Consider the following 18545-nt stretch of genomic DNA (forward strand, 5'->3'; position numbering starts at 1 on the left):
TTACTTCTTGCAACAATCAAACAGCATAAGTCCCATGCTCGCACATAACTGAATCATAGAAAAAAACCCTTGCAGGAAATTTCCTGCAAGGGTTTTTCGTCAATAACAGATATACTATCTATTATTATTTTTGAACAATAGCAGTTGATGCAGTTACGTTACCAAGTGATAACTTGTTACCTGCAGCATCTGTAATGTTGATTTCTTGGTTATATGCACCTTTTGGTACTACACTAATTGTTGCAGCTTGAGCAACGTTTAGCTCTTTTTCAGTTGTTAAGTAAACAACGTTTTTCTCTTTTTCGCCGCCATGCTTAATACCTTTAACTGCTGTATTGTTGCCATTTACAACAACTTTTAAGTCATTGATAAATTGAGCGTCATCTGCAGCGAACTCTTTAACGTTCTCATCAAATGTAACTTTGATTGTATTTGAAACTTCAGCTTCATTCGTAGCTTTCACATAAACAGCGCTTGCTAATTTTGGAGCTGTGTTATCAGCGAATTTGATTAAGCTTTCAACTGGAGCTTTTGTTTGAGCGTTAGCTACTACTTTGCTTCCAGAAGCAGTTAATACGTTTGTGCTAATTGTAAATTTAGCATCTTGAGCTTTTGCAAAATAATTTTTAGGTAAAGAAATCTTAACGATTTGTTTGCTACCAACGAACTCTGCAGTTGTACCTGCTGGTAATGCTTTACCGTCAATTTTGTAGTTCTCTACATCTTTCGCGTTACCGCTCATGTCTTGACCGTAATTTACAGTGATTACATCGCCTTCGATTGAAATAATGTCAGCATTTTTTTCTACTACAGGTGTTACGATACCTGTTGTAGAAACAGTTGTATTAAATGCAACGTTGCTATTAGTGTTTACAGAGTAAGAAGCTAAGTTCTCATCTTTTGCAAAGTTAACAGCACCAGCTTTTACTTCTACTGTGTATGGCTCATCTTTTGCTGCTGAAGCAAGTTTAATGTTTAATACATCGCCAACAGCTGTGATTTCAGATGTTACAACTACGCCATCTTTGTCACGTACTACGATTTGGTTTTTATTATTTACAGCAATTTTACCGTTGAATTTAACTAGTAAGTTATTACCTTCAATTTTGTTTAAGCTATCAGTAGATACTTTTGGTGTAGCAGTATCTTCAGTTAAAGAAACACTCATATCAACTGGTTTACCAAGTAAGTTTACTGTATCTTTGAAGTTTTTAAGGTTAACACTTAAATCAACGTTCTTTTCGCTACCTGCATATAATGGGTTACGAGCTCCCTTTTCATCTTCTTTAACAGAAACGATGTATGAAGTTGCATCTTGTGGATCAATTGTAAATTGTACTACACCGTTGCCGCCTACAGTATCATATGCTGCTGTTGGGAACGTGTAGTTACCTTTTTTCACAGTTACTTCAGGGTGTTGGCTTAATGGCTCTGAGAATGTAACTTTGAAAGTACGGTTGTTAATAGCTTTAACTTCTTTCACTTCTGGTGCTGTTGTATCAGAAGATACAGTGTATTTTGTTGTTAAGATTGATGCTTTATTAGCATTTACGCGTAATGTATCTTCAGCATCGTATACAACTACTTCATGATCGCCTTTTGCGAAGATTCCATTATTATCAATTGCAGAAGTTGTTAAAGTGTATACACCTGGTGTTTTACTTGCAACTTTTGCACCTTCGATTTTAACGCCGTCAATTTTAACGTCAGCATTTTCTTTTACTGGTTTGTTGAATGTTAACTCAACTGTTTTACCAATAACGCGTGCACCTAATAATTCTGGAGCTTTTGAATCAGAGAATGTTTTTTCTGAATCAAGGTATTTTTCTACAGGTTTTAAGTCAGCACCTAATACGCCTGTAGTTGAATGTACTGCATATTTGTCAGAGTTAGCAAATGCTTTCTCAGTTTTTAATTTGAACGTTACGCTCTTACCATCTTTTGAAAGAATACCTTTTTTACCAGCTTCACCTTCAAAATCAGCAGCTGTTAAATCAGCACCATTTTGTTTGAAAATGTAGTTAGCTTCGTTAACCGCAGATTTTTCATTTACTGGGTTTGTGAATGTAACTTTAATTTCTTGCGCGTTGATTGCACTTACAGATTCAACTTTAGCTTCTGTTTTTACTTCTGGGTGATAGTTCATAGCATTGTAGATGAACTGTGCAGCTTGCTCACGAGTTACAACACCATTTGGATTAAATTTGCCTTCACCTTCACCAGCTACGATACCTAAACTTGCAAGAGCTTCAATTGAAGATTTTGCAGTTGCCCAAGGTAAACCTTCGATGTCATTGAAAGATTTTTTGTTGTTTTCATCAGCTTTGAAACCGTATGCGTTAACAAGAAGCTGTGCCATTTGTGCACGAGTTAATTTCTCGTCTGGACCGAATTTATTGTCGCCTAAACCAGCCATGATTTTGTTAGCTTCAGCAGCTGCGATGAATTTAGCATAAATGCTGCTTTCTGGTACATCTGTGAATGGAGTTTTCGTTGAACCAGCTTCAATGCCTTTCGCTTTTACCATGAAAGTAGCTACTTGAGCACGAGTTACATCGTTACCAAATCCGAATAGGCCATCACCAATACCTACGATAATACCTTTTGCAGCCATAGAGTTGATCGCATCTGCAGACCAATGTCCTTTAGGAACATCTTTAAATGCACTCTCTTCTGCTGCTGTAGCAACTGGAGCTACTACGCCAGCCACCATTGCAGCTGTCATTGTACCAGCCATTAATTTGTTAAAAGACTTATTTTTTGCCATTGATTTATTTTCCTCCTTGAGAAATATAATACTAGCTTTAGAAATATGTATTTGAAAAACTAGTGATTTACTAAATTCATATATTAATCTACAAACACTTTTTGGAGAATAGTAATTTATTAGCCATAATAAATACTATCTTTTTCCAAAAAGTTAAACCATGTATATAATACGTCATAATTCTTTTTTTTAAAAGATTTTTTTATCGCATAATTCGACAAATTTACAATATTTGTCGAATTATATATTTATCAACTTTTCTAATATGTAAACGTACATACATCGCTTGTATTTAATATACAAATAGCATTATAGCACATAATATAAATGAAATGACAATTTATACTTTTTAAAATTATCGACACTCTTCGACAAGAATACGCTTTATTTTTGTTATTTTGTCGAATTATTTGTTATAAATTTCTATAAAGTGGGATTATTTTCATATAAATGTTATTAAATAACATCCAGTACGCTCATTCATTTTTTTCGAAAAACAAAAAGACTGATCCTCTAAGTGACCAGTCCTTTTGTTTTTTCTTTATTGGTGTTTTACGTACTCTATATTTTCTTTTGCCACATACGCTTCATTTACAGCAGGGTCATCAGAAATGATTTTAACCCACGCTTGTCCATTTATTGTTTCTTCGCCTGTAATCGTAACAACTTTATTTGCCGTTAAGTTATACAGTCGTTCATTCGACGTACGAGGATCCTTTTTCACTTCTACCTTATTCGTTACACGTGCAAGCTTATATTTGTTGTACTCTTTTTTACCTAAGTACGAATCAAAACGGAACATATGCCCTGCTACTTTTTTACCCCAGTTTGCATCAGATGCATATTTCATATTTAAACCGCCAGCTTTATCACCTGTATATGTTGCCGTATAGCGCCAATGCCCTGGATTTAAATATCCTTCACTCATATATACTTTTGCAGCATGTTCAATACAATCTTCTTTTGAATTAAATGATAGACCGTTACCAAATGGACTATTATCTGTTGCATTTAAGCCAAATAAATTATTTTTTTCTCGTGCAAGCCTACTTGTCCCAAAATCACTCTCATGAGCTGCTAATGAATATAGGAATAATGCATTTACATTATACTTGCTTTCTACTTCTTTAAATTTCGCACCTAAACCGATTAATGGAGAATCTGCTTTAACTGATTTTATATAACTATCTAATTGTTCTGCCGTGTACTCTGTTTTAGAACGTAATGATACGTAATTAAAATATTGATAGAACGTTTCATTTCCGAATGTTTTTCCATCTACACTATACATTGATTGCCCTTGTTTCATGAACGAAGGGGCTGCACCAAATCTATATTCTGTATATCCAGGTGAGCTTGTATTATACGTGAAATATCTGTGATATAAATATCCATCTGGTTTTACGTAATAAGATGACTTCTTCATTTCATTTTCAGGAATTAAAGTGACTTCATTTTTTTGCACATAACCTGTTAAATCAGAGAGTTGTACTTTCACACGATCTTCTCCAACTTCTAACACTTTAAGTTCCGTTCCATACTGAATGTACGTATATACTGTTTTTAAATTATCACCGTAAACATTAATTGTATCTCCAGAAATTTGCTTCGCCGCTGCAAAGCCATCTTTAATCCATACGTATTCATTTTCATACTTCACTGCATTCATGCCTTTATTTTGTGCAGCTGTAACAGCTTCTTTATATGTAGTGTAACGCTCTACTACTTTTCCTGCATCATTTAACAACACATAATTCTTTGTTTCTATTGGAGTTTCCCCACCGTTGTTACCAATTTTACCAAGCATTAAGTTCAGCATCGCCGAAGCCATACCTCTTGTCGCTGATAAGTGTGGTCTAAACGTATTATCTTCTGGATAGCCTTTAATAATACCCGTTGCTACCATAACTTGTACATGTTCTTTATAGTTAATACGATTCGTATCAGCAAATGTAAGCGGGCTTACATTTACGTTAACCTTTTTATAATCTAGTGCCTGCTTTACCATTACGGCCATTTCTTCACGTGTAATCACATCATTTGGTGCAAAAGTCTCAGGACTACGCCCTTTAATAATTCCCGCTCCGAACGCTCTACTTACACCGTCATATAATCCGTATGCTTTTGGCACATCATTAAAATTCGAATCTGCTTGTGGAAGTTGCAGGGCTTTCGCTACTAATGTAGCAAACTCTGCTCTCGTTATCTCTTTGTCAGGTGAATACACATTATTTCCATATCCTGACATGATCCCTTTATTAATAAGAGTACGCATATGCTGCTCAAATAGATGACCTGTAATATCATCACTCGCCGCATAACTTGAAATAGGAGTTAAAAACAATGACCCCGTTAACGCAACTGCTGTAATACCTTTTGAAAATTTCTTCACGGTTATGTAATCCTCCTCGTAATCTACGAATTTATCATTCCAACACCGATTATATACTAATTATATAAACATGATAAACAAAAATTAACATACAGTCTTTTTAAAATGAATATTTTATTATATTAAAATATTTATATACCCTATTAATTGCCCTATGCTCCCCATTCCTTTTACAACCGTAAAATCCTTTATGATATAATGACGTAGTTATTTCTGTTTATATAGAAATAACTACAAAGATATTACATACGACGGAGGATCATTATGCCTAGATTATATGCATTTGCATTTAAATCACTGCAAATATTAACATTGTTATTTTTTGCAATGACTCTTATATACTCATTGCAATTTTTAATAACTGAACCGAAGTACGATCATCCCTATTTCCTTATAGTGGCACTTATAGTCGTTCTAATCGGTATTATATTCATGTCTATCATCGTGAATCGGTTTTTCACTCAAACACAATTTATCATCTTTATTTGTCTACTAGCGTTCACACTTCGTCTTGCATGGGTGTTAACAGTTCAAACAAATGTCGTACAAGATTTCGAACAAATGTATAACGGAGCCGTTGATGCAGCAAATAACAATTTCTCATTCGCGGACAAAGCATATTTTACTACTTGGGTATATCAATTAGGCTTTACAATGTACCAAGCTGGTGTCATCAAATTGTTTGGTGAAGGTGTACTAGCGATTAAACTATTAAACATACTGTACTGTACTGGCATTACATACTTTATATATCGCATAGCTACGCATCTATTTAATGAATTTAGCGGTAGAGTTGCCGCACTTATTTTCGCAACGTACATTCCTAACATTATGATGACTTCTGTACTAACAAATCAGCATCTCGCAACATTTCTATTCTACGGTGGTTTTTATCTTCTCGTAAAAAAAGGAATCTCGCATTCATATGCATGGATATTTGTTAGTATTCTTATTGCATTTGGCGATATTATGAGACCGATTGGTATTGTTATTTTACTAGCTCTCATTCTTTTCTTACTTATCACTCATATAATTGGTGATAAGAAACTGAATAAAAAAATGGTTATATCAAAGCTAATTGGCATGATTGGCATTTATTATATCGTGCATTTCATCTTTAGCTATACATTAATCGCTACAGGGGTTACACAATATCCATTGTCTAGTCGAGACCCTTATTGGAAATTTGTAGTCGGATTCAATCCTGAAACAACAGGTGGATTTTCTTTCCCTGACCATAAACTTGTTTTTCAATATCCGATTGGCGAGGAACGTTTCGAAATTGAAAAACAGCTCATTAAAGAAAGAACTGCCGATAAAGGACAACTATTATTGTTATTCAAAGATAAATTTAAAATTATGTGGGGAGATTATGACGCAGCCATTTATTGGGGATTAGAAGGACATCCAAGACCCGAATTATCAAGATTACTGTGGACGTTAGAAAAATTATGTTATGTAAGCATTTGTATATTCGCTTGCATAGCTTCTATCAAAACGATAAAAGAACAACGAAATAAAACGTTACTGTTCTTCTCATTATTAATTTTAGGGTACGTAGGCGTGCACTTCTTCATTGAAATTCAATCGCGCTATCGCTACTTTATCATCCCGACGTTTATGATCATACAAGGTTACGGTGTCTATCTCATTACACAATATATAAAAGAAAGATTCCAACGTAAAGAAATACACTAACAAAAAAACACTCTACTTTTTCTGTAGAGTGTTTTTTTCTATATGATAAATAATTTTCTTAGCCGCTTGTTCTCCTTGCAGTTGCAGCTCATCTACTCTTCTTTGCAGAGATTGCTGTATCTCTTCATGCTGCGTCACTTGCTTCTTCGCAATTTTATATAAATCGTCTGCACTCCAGTCTCCATCCACACTCCCTATAACCGGTTGATTCACTTGTCTTAAAAATGAATCGATTTTTGGATCGTATGAAATTCCAACCATCGGTGTTTTCGCGACAGCCGAAAAAATAAGAGCGTGAAGACGCATACCAATTAAAAGGGTACATTCTGATAAAATAGATATTTTCTCATCAATATCCATTTTATATGGAAGCATATACGTCTCTTCTCCCATTAAATCCACTACGTCACGCGAAGCATTTTGATCAAACGGACCATGCATCGGGACGAATAAAATTTGGTACCCTTCTTGCTTTAATTTTTTTAAAGCAATCGCTAACTTTTTTATATAATCTTCTTTTGCATTCCAGTGACGCACACTCACTGCAATTATTTTCCCATGCAGAGCATGTTTTTGTAGCCAATCTGATTGTTTTTTTTGTTTCCATGTTAAAACTGGATCTGGAACAAGTTCAATATCCCTTTTCATGCCAAGTTCTTTTAAGTATAAAAATGAATCCTCATCGCGAACTGATATATATGCAGCTTTCGACAAATGCCATTTCACTAATAGTCGATTATGCCTTTTTGTAATCGGACCTATTCCTTGTGAATAAATGTAATACGGTTTTTTTAACATACGAGCAAACCCCATAATACCCGTATAGTATAAAATACTTTTTATACTCGTTTTATCTTGGAGGAGGCTCCCTCCGCCACTAATAAGCCCGTCACTTTTTTTTATTGCATCATAAACCGATTTGATACTCCAACGATCCACCGCTTCTACTCCGTACATTTTCCTTGTATAGTCAGGATCATTTGACAGCACAACGAGTTCAATATTCGGATTCTCTTTATGTAACGATTCAATAATCGATTGTAGAATAGCTTCGTCTCCAACGTTATAAAAACCATAATATCCTGATAAAACTAACCGCACTCTTAATCTCCTCCAACATTTGGTAACCAATCGTTTCACATGTCATAACTGGCACCAACTCCTTACCTAAAAAAGCATCATCACAATAAACCCGTCCGAATTCCAATCCTTACATTTCGTAGTTCTATATTTATTTTTTCAAAAATGGTATTTGTTTTTTTGATATCCAGTTTAATCTCAAAGCACATACCGCATACAAAATTATTGCAATAGCAAGTGCTACGCCACTATATAATAACGCAATCATTCTTGAAGATGTAACATCTATCATAGTAGATAGTTCATATAGTCCTAATCCTAAAATACAAGATACACCTATTACAATAAAAAATCTCCCTATATGAACAGAATAGGAAAGATATTTTCGAATGTACAGATGATTTATGATACAGATTAACACATATATAATCAATGTACTATACGCCGCACCATCTATGCCAAACTTTTTTGTTAATACTATGTTTAAGAAACATTTCACAAAACTTGCGCCAATAACAATCCACGCAGCTTGGGCAGAGCGGTTAATTCCTTGTAAAACTCCTATTGATAATACCATAACTGATGTGAAATACGAACTACCAATCATAACAGCTAACATACTGCTTCCTTTCGCATCTGTAAACAATCCCACATTTAACGGAACCGTTAATGCCATTAACCATATCGTTAATGGCGCTGTTAACACATGCATAAGTGAGTTCGTATTTTGAACTGTCGCTTTTGCTAAATTCATATCTTTTTTTGCTAGTGCAGACGTTAATAATGGTATTAATGGAAATACAATTGCACTGGCGAAAACAACAATTAATTGTGTAAATGCCGAACCGCGGCTATATATACCAAATTGCGCTTGAATTTCGGCCGACGATCCTTGCAGCACGTGCGGCACTGTTAGCGAATCCACCAAATTTAAAAGCGGCATGGATAAAGCTCCAATAGCAATCGGAATAGATACTTGCAATATTTTCTTTCCATCTTTTTTCAAATCTTGTAGTGAATACGAGTTGCTCTTATATTGATATGAACTTTTATTGTATGTCATACGTAAATATATAAGCGAACTTATTACCCCAAGAAAAGATCCAACCATTGCCCCACTAGTAATGATAGCACTACTTTTATTCCAATATACTAATATATAAGCGATGATTAACATAAAAAATACTCGTACAAATTGCTCAATGACTTGTGATATCCCCGTCGGTTTCATATCACCGAATCCTTGAAAATACCCACGATAAACCGCCATATATGGTGCAACGAGTAACGCTAATGACGTAACCAGTAAGGGCGCCCTCGTTTCTTGTCCACCAAGCATACTTGCAATTTCAGTAGAAAATAACACGATTACTAAACACCCGAATATTCCAAATGCTATCCCTATAATCGATGCTGATTTAAATAATTTCGCAATTTCTTTATGCTTATTTTTTTCATTCAATTCTGCAATCAATTTTGAAATTGCCAATGGGACACCAGCTACTGATAAGGTAAGGGCAATCATATATACAGGAAACACGAGGCGAAAAATACCAAGCACTTCATCTCCTGCAATATTTTGTAACGGAATTTGAAAGAAACTTCCAAGCAATTTCGACAAAAAAGTTGTAATTGTTAAAATTGCTGCACCTTTTACAAACTTCTTATTCATGTTCCTTCTCTTTTCTTTTATACATATATTCTCAAACGAATTATTACTAAATATAGAGACTGGTTTTATCTCATTAAATTATCATACCAAATTTCTTATATATTGAATACTTTCTTTTTTATAGCAAAATGAAAGTATTCTTACTCAAAAAACGAGTTCACTCAAACTTCCTACCACTTTCCATTTCTACTTTTTTCTAGTATAACTATACTATAATGTATCTATTGTCAGTAAGAGGAGTGTTACAAGAATGCTGAATTCGGTCAAGAAGTTGTTGGGAGATTCACAAAAAAGAAAGATTAAAAATTATGAACAACTTGTGAATGATATTAATCAATTAGAATCTGTAATGGAAACATTATCAGATGATGAATTACGCCAAAAAACTGTCACTTTCCGAAACATGTTACAAAATGGAAAAACAGTTGACGATATAAAAGTAGAAGCATTTGCTGTCGTTCGAGAGGCGGCAAAACGAGTACTTGGTCTTCGTCACTACGACGTTCAGTTAATCGGTGGCCTTGTGTTACTAGAAGGAAACATCGCTGAAATGCCTACAGGAGAAGGAAAAACTCTCGTTTCTTCTTTACCTACTTACGTACGTGCTCTTGAGAAAAAAGGCGTTCACGTTATTACAGTAAATGATTATTTAGCAAAGCGTGATAAGGAATTGATTGGACAAGTTCATGAATTTCTTGGATTAACAGTTGGATTAAATATGGCACAAATGGAATCTATCGATAAAAAAAACGCTTATGAAGCTGATATTACATACGGAATTGGTACTGAGTTTGGTTTCGATTATCTTCGTGATAACATGGCATCATCTAAGGCGCAACAAGTACAGCGCCCCTATCACTTTGCAATTATAGATGAGATTGACAGTGTTTTAATTGATGAGGCTAAAACTCCACTTATTATCGCTGGGAAAAAGTCAAGCAGTTCCGATTTCCACCATTTATGTGCAAAAGTAATGAAATCATTCCAAGACACTTTGCACTACACTTATGATGCGGAAACAAAAGCATGTAATTTTACAGAAGATGGAATTACAAAAATTGAAGAGTTATTTGATATCGATAACTTATATGATCTAGAGCACCAAACTTTATATCATTATATGATTCAAGCATTACGTGCACACGTAGCTTTCCAACTAGACGTTGATTATATTGTCGAAGACGAAAAAATTATGCTTGTTGATATTTTCACAGGACGTATTATGGATGGCCGCTCTTTAAGTGACGGATTGCATCAGGCACTTGAAGCGAAAGAAGGCTTACCGATTACAGATGAGAATCAAACGCAAGCATCTATTACTATTCAAAACTTCTTCCGCATGTATCCAGCCTTATCTGGTATGACAGGTACAGCAAAAACAGAGGAAAAAGAATTTAACCGCGTATACAATATGGAAGTTATCTCAATTCCAACGAATCGTCCTATACTTCGTGAAGATAAAAAAGACGTCGTATATGTAACAGCCGACGCTAAATATAAAGCTGTCTGTGCAGAAGTAATAAATATACATAAAAAAGAACGTCCTATTTTAATTGGTACGATGTCCATCCTTCAATCTGAAACAGTTGCACGTTATTTAGATGAAGCTAATTTAACTTATCAACTATTAAATGCCAAAAGCGCTGAGCAAGAAGCTGATTTAATTGCATTAGCTGGGAAAAAAGGAAAAATTACAATTGCTACAAACATGGCCGGACGCGGAACAGATATTTTATTAGAAAAAGGCGTCCATGAGCTTGGCGGTTTACATGTAATCGGAACAGAAAGACATGAATCTCGCCGCGTTGATAATCAATTAAAAGGGCGAGCTGGTCGACAAGGTGACCCTGGAAGTTCTCAATTCTTCCTTTCATTAGAAGATGAAATGATGCAACGCTACGCAGGTGAAGATATAGAGAAGCTAAAAAAACCACTTAAAACTGATGAAAACGGTTTAATTTTAAACACTAAAATTTATGATTTAATTAACCGTACACAATTAATTTGTGAGGGTAGTCATTTTTCAATGCGTGAATACAACTTGAAATTAGATGATGTCATAAACGACCAACGAAATGTAGTTTATAAACTTCGTAATAACCTTTTAAACGAAGAAGTAAATATGATAGAGATTGTCATTCCAATGATCAAAAATACACTAACTGTTATTGCTAAAGATCATTTATTAGAAGGCATGCTTCCTGAAGAATGGGATTTCACTAGACTAGTAGAAGATTTAAAAGAAGTTTTATCTACCGAAGAAATTCCAGCATTATCCGCTAATAACGTTCATTCTGCTGAGGACTTACAAGAGCTATTAAAAGATACTCTTACAAGTTATATAGAGCGTGTTAACGACTTAGAAAGTAATGAAGATGCACAAGAAGTATTACGTCAAATTAGCTTGCACTTCCTTGATTCTGGTTGGACAAACCATTTAAGTGCAATGCAGCATTTAAAAGAAGGTATTGGCTTAAGACAATACCAACAAGAGGACCCAGCACGCCTTTATCAAAAAGAAGGTTTTGAAATCTTTTTACACACATTTAGCCATTTTGAAAAAGAGGTTGCTTTATATTTAGCAAAATATATAACTGTCCCACAAAATATATAATGAGGTGAATTGCATGCTATCATTTTTAAAGAAGGCAAGAAAAAAAGGTAGAGACTCTGTAATTTCGAGTTCTCAATTATTAGGAAGCGAAGAAAACAGCAATAATACAAAAAACGTAAAACCTAACTTATACTTCCATCCTTCTTGGAATGAGGTTTCTCAAGAACAGAAGTATATTTATCAATTTTTACATAAATCTTTGCCTACCTTACAAGAAAATCAAATTTCGCTAGCCGGAATTGAAAGTAAAAAACATGAAAATGCTTATTATATTACTACATTCATTCGTAGTAGTGTAAAGCATCCAATTCAATTTGAAACTCTTACTCTATCTTTATTAAATAAAAATGGAGAAACATGTGCACGCCAAGCATTTGATTTATCACACTTAGAAGAAATCCCATCAAATGTAAATATGCCTTGGACTTTCGTCTTTGAAGAAAATTCAATTACGGAAGCAACCCTATCACCTGAAGACTGGCAACTAGTATTTGAATTAAAAGGAAAACATTCATTAGATTTAGATCCTATATGGCAAGAAAAGCTACCTGAAAGTGCAATAATGAAATTACAAGAAATTGTTGCTAACTTAAATCCACCTGCAGAAGATGAAATTAACTTCCGAGGGCTAAACGCAGTTGTAGAAGAAAACGGAGATTTGAACGCAACTATTTTAATTCGTAATGGCTATAATCAAAATATAACCCTTGAGCAACTTCCATTGCATATTTCAGATCGCTCTGAATCTACCGTTGCGGAAAAAACATTTGCATTAAAAGACTTTCAAATTAAGGCCAATTCTACGAAGCCTTGGACCTTTACATTCCCTGCTGATTCAGTATCAAAAGAACCAATCGATTTATCTAAGTGGAAAGCGTTTATCCCGCAATAACCTTCATTACTCGCTAAGTGAGTAATCAAAAACACGTCGTATTCTTTTATGAATACGACGTGTTTTCCTATGTAAACTATTATGTAATTCAATTAAATGCGTTCAATATAATACGCTGCTTCCAACTTACAAAAATCATCTATATTGTTTACTTCATGATCTTTTAAAATTTTCAATTGCTCTTCAGTCGGCTCTTCATTAATAAGCTCGTTAATTTTTTCATTCACTTTTACTGCTAACGCTTGATGGAAATCTGGATGTTCTTTCAACTTGTCATCTACTTTATTAATCCAAGTTGATTTTGTATATAAATATTGTTTCCACTGTTCAACAAATTGTTGTATGTCAAACTTTTCTTCGTTCCATTCAATTTCCTTCATATACTTCTCAAAAGAAGCAACGATTGAACGTGTAATCCCGACTTTTACTCCATGTGGTAACTGTTTGTACATCAAATATTCCCTCCAGCTTAAAGCGATTTCTTTTCAGCGTAAAGAAATCTTAAAATTCTTACACTTATTACGATAGCATACTGCTAATCTAAAATGTTACTATACTGCTAAGTGTGGCAATTGTCAACAGACGTATAACATCCAGATATTCAAATTCAATACATACATATGCGAATAATCAGAAACCCTCACACTTTATCACGTGAGGGTTCTTATCTCTAACTTATTTTGGCCTTTAAGAATTGTAATTGTTCCCTTTGCTCATCACTTGCCATCGTCACGATTATTTGTTCAATACTCGGATGCAATTGTTCAAGTGTCACACTCGCACCTACTTTACCCGACTGCTCAACAAAGTTCAACAATCCCATAGCTCCTGATACATCCATATAACGCACATCTTTCATACGTAAAACGACCGGAGACTTTACGTCTTGTAGAGTATAAAAAACACGATCCACTGTTAGGAATGAAAGTGGGCCTTTAATTTTATACGTCGCTTCCTTTTCTTTTACAATAGAAGCTTTACGTTCTTTACATTTCACCATGTATATAATGAACGAAAGAATAATACCGAACGCAACAGCGATCATTAAATCAAACTTCACTGTGACAACCATCGTTACGAGCATAACAATGACATCACCTTTTGGTGCTACATGCATTTTCTTCATACTTTCCCAATCAAACATGCCAATACCAGTTAAAATTAAAATACCTGATAATACAGCAAGTGGAATGTATTGTACGACTGATCCAAGTCCCATAATGAAAATAAATAATATAATACTATGCATACTTGCTGAAAGCGCCGTTTTACCACCACTTCTTATATTAACGATAGACCGTACAGTCGCTCCTGCCCCTGCTAATCCGCCAAACAATCCGCTCACCATATTACCAATACCTTGTCCGACCAGTTCTTTATTACTTTTATGACGTGTACCCGTCACATTATCCATTACGACCGATGTTAACAACGAGTCAATCGATCCTAATAAAGCAATACTAAGCGCTGGTAAAATAAGTTCTGCGATGCCTGTTCCACTTAAAGATGGAATATGAAGCGTCGGCATTGCTTCTGGAATCGTTCCAATCTTTTCAATCACCTTATTTAATGACAGGTTTCCGATAACCGGTAACTTCACTGTAAGCCCCTCTAACGCCGAAGAAAATAAAGGAAGCATAGCTGTCACACCAACTAATGCAACTAAACTAGATGGAATGGCCTTAATCCACTTTCCAGAAACAATCATCACAATAATCGTTAATACTACGAGTAGAAAACTATTTTGCACATGCTTCACTTCACCTAAAATAATAATTAATGCAATCCCGTTCATAAATCCTGAAACGACAGGATACGGAATGTACCTCACGTAAGAACCAAGCTTACATACACCGAATAAAATTTGGAACAGTCCGGCCATCATAAAGGCTATAAAACTCGCCTCTAATCCGTGCGTCGCAATAACTCCTGTTGCGATAACCGTAATCGGCCCCGTTGGCCCGGTAACCTGACCCGGTGTACCACCAAACAACGCCGCAAATAAACCTGCAAAAATCGCACCATACAATCCGACTAATGCTCCCTCAGACGTTCCCGTTGCAGCAATACCAAATGCAATGGCCAGTGGCAACGCAACGATCGCAACCGTAAAACCTGCTAAACATTCCTTTGCTATTTTTTGAAACATAAAAAAACCACCTTCGTATAAAGTGAAACTTTAATCAGTGGAGTTTTGTTCCTCCCCACTGATTATTAGTTGAGCCAATCGGGCTTTTACAGGCAGTTGATCTCCCACCTAACTTCCTCGCATTCACCGAAATTTGAGGTGGGAGTTTTACTGCCCGTTAATGCGGGATAAAGTCCATTTTCCATTGTACACCTAAAAAGATACATTCGTTAGTCCACTTTTTACAGTATCGTGACGTAAACGCATTCAATTTCAAGCTACCCCCCATCTTTGGAAACCATTATAACTATGCTATAATAGATAAATTAAATCTTTTATTATATATTTGGAGGCACTATGCTAACTTTTGAAGAAAAATTATCGATTATTGAATCTTTCCCTGAATTAGAAAGAAAAAACGTATCATTAAAACGCGTGAACTTTCACTTTGAAGAAAGTCGTTTAGATAAAAAGAACGTTGTTTATCACTTACATCCAAATGGAAACGGCTTTGTATATGCAAGTGGTATTAAAGGTTACAAAACGGATGATAAAGGTATGGTTAACATCCGCGAATTTTCAGCAGATGAATTACGCTCAGTAATCGAGCAATCAATTGAATTACTTTCACAAGAAGAAATAGTAATTCCTGCAGAACCTGCGAAAGAAGAAGAATGGCATAATGAAGACGGTCATATCCTTACTCTTATCTCAGAAGATGATATGTGGAACGTGTACGCTGGTGTAAACTTAGACGGTACATTCAACTCTTATCCAGAAGCTGCGGAATACCTTGATGAAGAAGGATTTTCACGTAAATAATACGATCCAATGAGGCCATCCCATTTTTTGGGATGGCCTCTCTTATTAATAAGTAGGCAACCCAGTTAAGTCGATGTATTTAGAGTTAGGCTTTTTGGATAGTCCCACTCCTAAATTTATGGCATCAAAATTTCTTATTTTCACTATCCCCTATAAAAATTTGAATTTGACAACTGTATGTCTCCGTATTAAAAATATCACTAACTAACTCCACTTCAATAAAACTCTCTACTTCTATATTAGTTTCTTTTATATATTTAATCATAGTATTTCTACGTTCCTCTTCATTCTCTTTACTATACGCTAACGTTATATATTTCCCGCCTGGTAATACTTTTATATTTTGCATCTCTTCCATATGTACATCATCTCGTATTTTATTAAAAACATACTTCGGTTCTACATTCCAATTTTCATTTACATTGTAGAGAATCCCCATCTCCATTGTCATTTTCTCTTCATAATCTTGCACGATTTTCTCTAAATCGGAATAATACAGTAACTCCTGTAAACTCCCTACTTCTTTACAAGGCGCAACAACTACATAACGCTGTTCAAAAAATTCAATAGAGATTTCATCATTCTTTAATATTTCCTGTGAACTCACTACTTTCGTATGTAAGTCATCAATCGTTTCCATTACCTCTTCCATTTTCTTTATATGCTCTTCCGCTTCTTCTCTTTTCACTTGTAAAAATCGCAGCAATTTATCCGTATTACATTCCTTAAAAATCTCTTGGAGCTCTACTATGCTGGTGTTCAACTCCCTACAGCTTTTTATAATATCAATGTGAATAAATTGATCTATAGAATAATATCTATACCCCGTTGATTCATCAACATGTTTTGGAATAAGAATCCCCATCTTATGATAGTATCTTAGCGCTTTTATCGTAATATCCTTTATTTTTGCAACTTCTCCAATAGAAAATAATTTTTTCATTTGCATCTCTTCCCTTATATTTTTTTCGTATGCAACCATTGACTCTCCCCTAAGAGGAGACCTTACTATTTATAATAAGTCATTTACATTGATAAAGGGAGTATACAATTATGAACACAGTAAAATATAGAAATCTTGTTAAAGAAGACTATGAGCCTATAAAACATTTAATTGGTGAAGCATTTGGGTTTAACAAATTCATTGCCGATAAAAAATTTTTAAACTCAATATTAAACTTTTATCTACACAGTTGTATTTTAGAAAGTTCCTTCAGTAAAGTAGCTGAAAAAGATAATAAAGTGATCGGTGTCATTTTAGGCGATTCTGAAAAAGATAAAAACCGTTTAAAGAGATTCCATAATACCGTTAGCTTTGCCTTTCATACGCTAAAGCTATTCATAACGAATAAAGAGAATAGAGAATTTTTAAAAGCATTTATACAAGTACAAAAAACCTATAAAGAACTCATTCAAGGAAAAGAAGATCAATTTCAAGGCTGTATACAATTATTTATCGTATCCGAAGAATCGAGAGGTCTTGGAGTTGGGAAGTCTTTACTAAGTCATTTATTCCAATACATGAAAAAAGAAGATGTAACATCTTTATATTTATATACAGATAATGAATGCAACTATGAATTTTATGACAGACAAAACTTCCAGCGCATACAAGAAAAAGCAGTTAATTTTGGACCAAAAGAAGAAGATTTCAACGTATTTTTGTACCGCTATAACTTTAACTAATCGTAATATATACACTTCAGCGCTCTTTGCTAATTAGCAAAGAGCTATATTAAGTATGATTAAATAAAAAACTTCCGCTATTATTCGTTCAAGTCAATTCAAATAGACGGAACTCACTTTAAAAGGAGCGCACAACATGGAATGGATTCACGAGTTATTTCAGCAATATGGATATTATGTAGTACTTGTCGGTTTACTTTTAGAATATATTGCGCTTCCGTTTCCAGGAGAGCCTACATTAGCCTATGCAGGATTTTTATCACACCAAGGTGATTTGAACCTACCAATTTTAATTATGTTATCTTTTATTGGGACAAGTGTAGGTATGACATTCCAATACTTTTTAGGAAATAAACTAGGCATGCCCTTCATTCAGAAGTACGGAAAATATGTATTTTTAACACAAAAAAAAATTGATGTAACAAAAATGTGGTTCGATACATACGGCTACTTTCTAATCTTTATCGCCTTTTTCATCCCAGGCGTCCGTCATTTCACAGGATACTTTGCAGGAATTATTAACTTACCATTTCGCCGTTTTGCGATGACAATTTATTCAGGGGCTCTATTTTGGGTATCATTCTTCTTGATCGGCGGTTATTGGTTAGGTGAAAATTTAGAAGAGATCTTCCAAATACTTGGACAACACATATGGCAAATTCTCTTCGGTATGATTATCATTACACTAATCACTCGATTTCGTAAAAATATAAAGCATATGATTTTAAAGCGTATCAATTAAAACAATAAAATTCAGCTTAACTACGTACGAAAATAAAAAAGCGAAGACTATA

13 protein-coding genes are annotated in these 18545 nt (G+C 34.6%); 6 read left to right on the plus strand and 7 right to left on the minus strand.

Annotated elements, in window-relative coordinates; translation table 11 throughout:
* Positions 1-124: 124 nt before the first annotated feature.
* Both QCI44_RS23730 and QCI44_RS23735 read right to left on the minus strand, forming a co-directional pair.
* Positions 125-2767 carry an S-layer homology domain-containing protein gene (locus QCI44_RS23730; protein ID WP_016133728.1) on the minus strand — a complete coding sequence of 881 codons (2643 nt, stop codon included), beginning with the start codon at positions 2765-2767 and terminating at the stop codon, positions 125-127.
* Positions 2768-3308: 541 nt separating this feature from the next.
* Positions 3309-5159 (minus strand): S-layer homology domain-containing protein, encoded by a 1851-nt coding sequence (locus QCI44_RS23735; RefSeq protein ID WP_016133727.1) that lies wholly within the window; start codon positions 5157-5159, stop codon positions 3309-3311.
* Positions 5160-5423: 264 nt separating this feature from the next.
* Between QCI44_RS23735 and QCI44_RS23740 the strand changes: the two genes are divergently transcribed.
* Positions 5424-6857 carry a glycosyltransferase family 39 protein gene (locus QCI44_RS23740; RefSeq protein ID WP_016089139.1) on the plus strand — a complete coding sequence of 478 codons (1434 nt, stop codon included), beginning with the start codon at positions 5424-5426 and terminating at the stop codon, positions 6855-6857.
* A gap of 12 nt (positions 6858-6869) precedes the next feature.
* On the opposite strand, the gene csaB is transcribed toward QCI44_RS23740, so the two are convergent.
* A complete protein-coding gene (gene csaB / locus QCI44_RS23745) occupies positions 6870-7958 on the minus strand; it encodes a polysaccharide pyruvyl transferase CsaB (RefSeq protein ID WP_016133726.1) in 1089 nt (362 codons plus the stop codon).
* Between the two features lie 130 nt (positions 7959-8088).
* A complete protein-coding gene (locus QCI44_RS23750; RefSeq protein ID WP_016089141.1) occupies positions 8089-9609 on the minus strand; it encodes a putative polysaccharide biosynthesis protein in 1521 nt (506 codons plus the stop codon).
* Positions 9610-9859: 250 nt separating this feature from the next.
* Here QCI44_RS23750 and secA2 point away from each other — a divergent pair, with 250 nt between their 5' ends.
* Complete coding sequence (secA2, locus tag QCI44_RS23755; protein WP_016133725.1) at positions 9860-12223, plus strand: accessory Sec system translocase SecA2; 2364 nt, start codon at positions 9860-9862, stop codon at positions 12221-12223.
* A gap of 13 nt (positions 12224-12236) precedes the next feature.
* Positions 12237-13115, plus strand: a complete 879-nt coding sequence (locus QCI44_RS23760) for an accessory Sec system S-layer assembly protein (RefSeq protein WP_016089143.1) — start codon at positions 12237-12239, stop codon at positions 13113-13115.
* A gap of 92 nt (positions 13116-13207) precedes the next feature.
* On the opposite strand, the gene QCI44_RS23765 is transcribed toward QCI44_RS23760, so the two are convergent.
* The gene (locus QCI44_RS23765; RefSeq protein ID WP_016133724.1) at positions 13208-13567 is read right to left on the minus strand and encodes a hypothetical protein; all 360 of its coding nucleotides are present in this window, start codon (positions 13565-13567) and stop codon (positions 13208-13210) included.
* Positions 13568-13785: 218 nt separating this feature from the next.
* Positions 13786-15264 (minus strand): SulP family inorganic anion transporter, encoded by a 1479-nt coding sequence (locus QCI44_RS23770; protein ID WP_016133723.1) that lies wholly within the window; start codon positions 15262-15264, stop codon positions 13786-13788.
* Positions 15265-15600: 336 nt separating this feature from the next.
* On the opposite strand from QCI44_RS23770, the gene QCI44_RS23775 reads away from it, so the two are divergent.
* On the plus strand, positions 15601-16065 hold the full coding sequence (locus tag QCI44_RS23775) for a hypothetical protein (protein WP_016089146.1): 465 nt from the start codon (positions 15601-15603) through the stop codon (positions 16063-16065).
* A 124-nt stretch (positions 16066-16189) separates the two neighbouring features.
* On the opposite strand, the gene QCI44_RS23780 is transcribed toward QCI44_RS23775, so the two are convergent.
* Positions 16190-17008 (minus strand): MerR family DNA-binding transcriptional regulator, encoded by an 819-nt coding sequence (locus QCI44_RS23780; RefSeq protein ID WP_033659800.1) that lies wholly within the window; start codon positions 17006-17008, stop codon positions 16190-16192.
* Positions 17009-17118: 110 nt separating this feature from the next.
* On the opposite strand from QCI44_RS23780, the gene QCI44_RS23785 reads away from it, so the two are divergent.
* Positions 17119-17751 (plus strand): GNAT family N-acetyltransferase, encoded by a 633-nt coding sequence (locus QCI44_RS23785; RefSeq protein ID WP_016133721.1) that lies wholly within the window; start codon positions 17119-17121, stop codon positions 17749-17751.
* 136 nt (positions 17752-17887) lie between these two features.
* The gene (locus QCI44_RS23790) at positions 17888-18493 is read left to right on the plus strand and encodes a DedA family protein (protein ID WP_016133720.1); all 606 of its coding nucleotides are present in this window, start codon (positions 17888-17890) and stop codon (positions 18491-18493) included.
* The last annotated feature ends 52 nt before the right edge of the window (positions 18494-18545 follow it).

Source organism: Bacillus cereus group sp. RP37 (assembly GCF_040459695.1).
In the GTDB taxonomy this organism is placed as follows: domain Bacteria; phylum Bacillota; class Bacilli; order Bacillales; family Bacillaceae_G; genus Bacillus_A.

Bases quoted from the DNA above. Each gene is read 5' to 3' on its own strand.
- QCI44_RS23730 (WP_016133728.1), bottom strand. From the start codon at position 2,767: ATGGCAAAAAATAAGTCTTTTAACAAATTAATGGCTGGTACAATGACA.
- QCI44_RS23740 (WP_016089139.1), top strand. From the start codon at position 5,424: ATGCCTAGATTATATGCATTTGCATTTAAATCACTGCAAATATTAACA.
- QCI44_RS23750 (WP_016089141.1), bottom strand. From the start codon at position 9,609: ATGAATAAGAAGTTTGTAAAAGGTGCAGCAATTTTAACAATTACAACT.
- secA2 (WP_016133725.1), top strand. From the start codon at position 9,860: ATGCTGAATTCGGTCAAGAAGTTGTTGGGAGATTCACAAAAAAGAAAG.
- QCI44_RS23760 (WP_016089143.1), top strand. From the start codon at position 12,237: ATGCTATCATTTTTAAAGAAGGCAAGAAAAAAAGGTAGAGACTCTGTA.
- QCI44_RS23765 (WP_016133724.1), bottom strand. From the start codon at position 13,567: ATGTACAAACAGTTACCACATGGAGTAAAAGTCGGGATTACACGTTCA.
- QCI44_RS23770 (WP_016133723.1), bottom strand. From the start codon at position 15,264: ATGTTTCAAAAAATAGCAAAGGAATGTTTAGCAGGTTTTACGGTTGCG.
- QCI44_RS23775 (WP_016089146.1), top strand. From the start codon at position 15,601: ATGCTAACTTTTGAAGAAAAATTATCGATTATTGAATCTTTCCCTGAA.
- QCI44_RS23780 (WP_033659800.1), bottom strand. From the start codon at position 17,008: ATGAAAAAATTATTTTCTATTGGAGAAGTTGCAAAAATAAAGGATATT.
- QCI44_RS23785 (WP_016133721.1), top strand. From the start codon at position 17,119: ATGAACACAGTAAAATATAGAAATCTTGTTAAAGAAGACTATGAGCCT.
- QCI44_RS23790 (WP_016133720.1), top strand. From the start codon at position 17,888: ATGGAATGGATTCACGAGTTATTTCAGCAATATGGATATTATGTAGTA.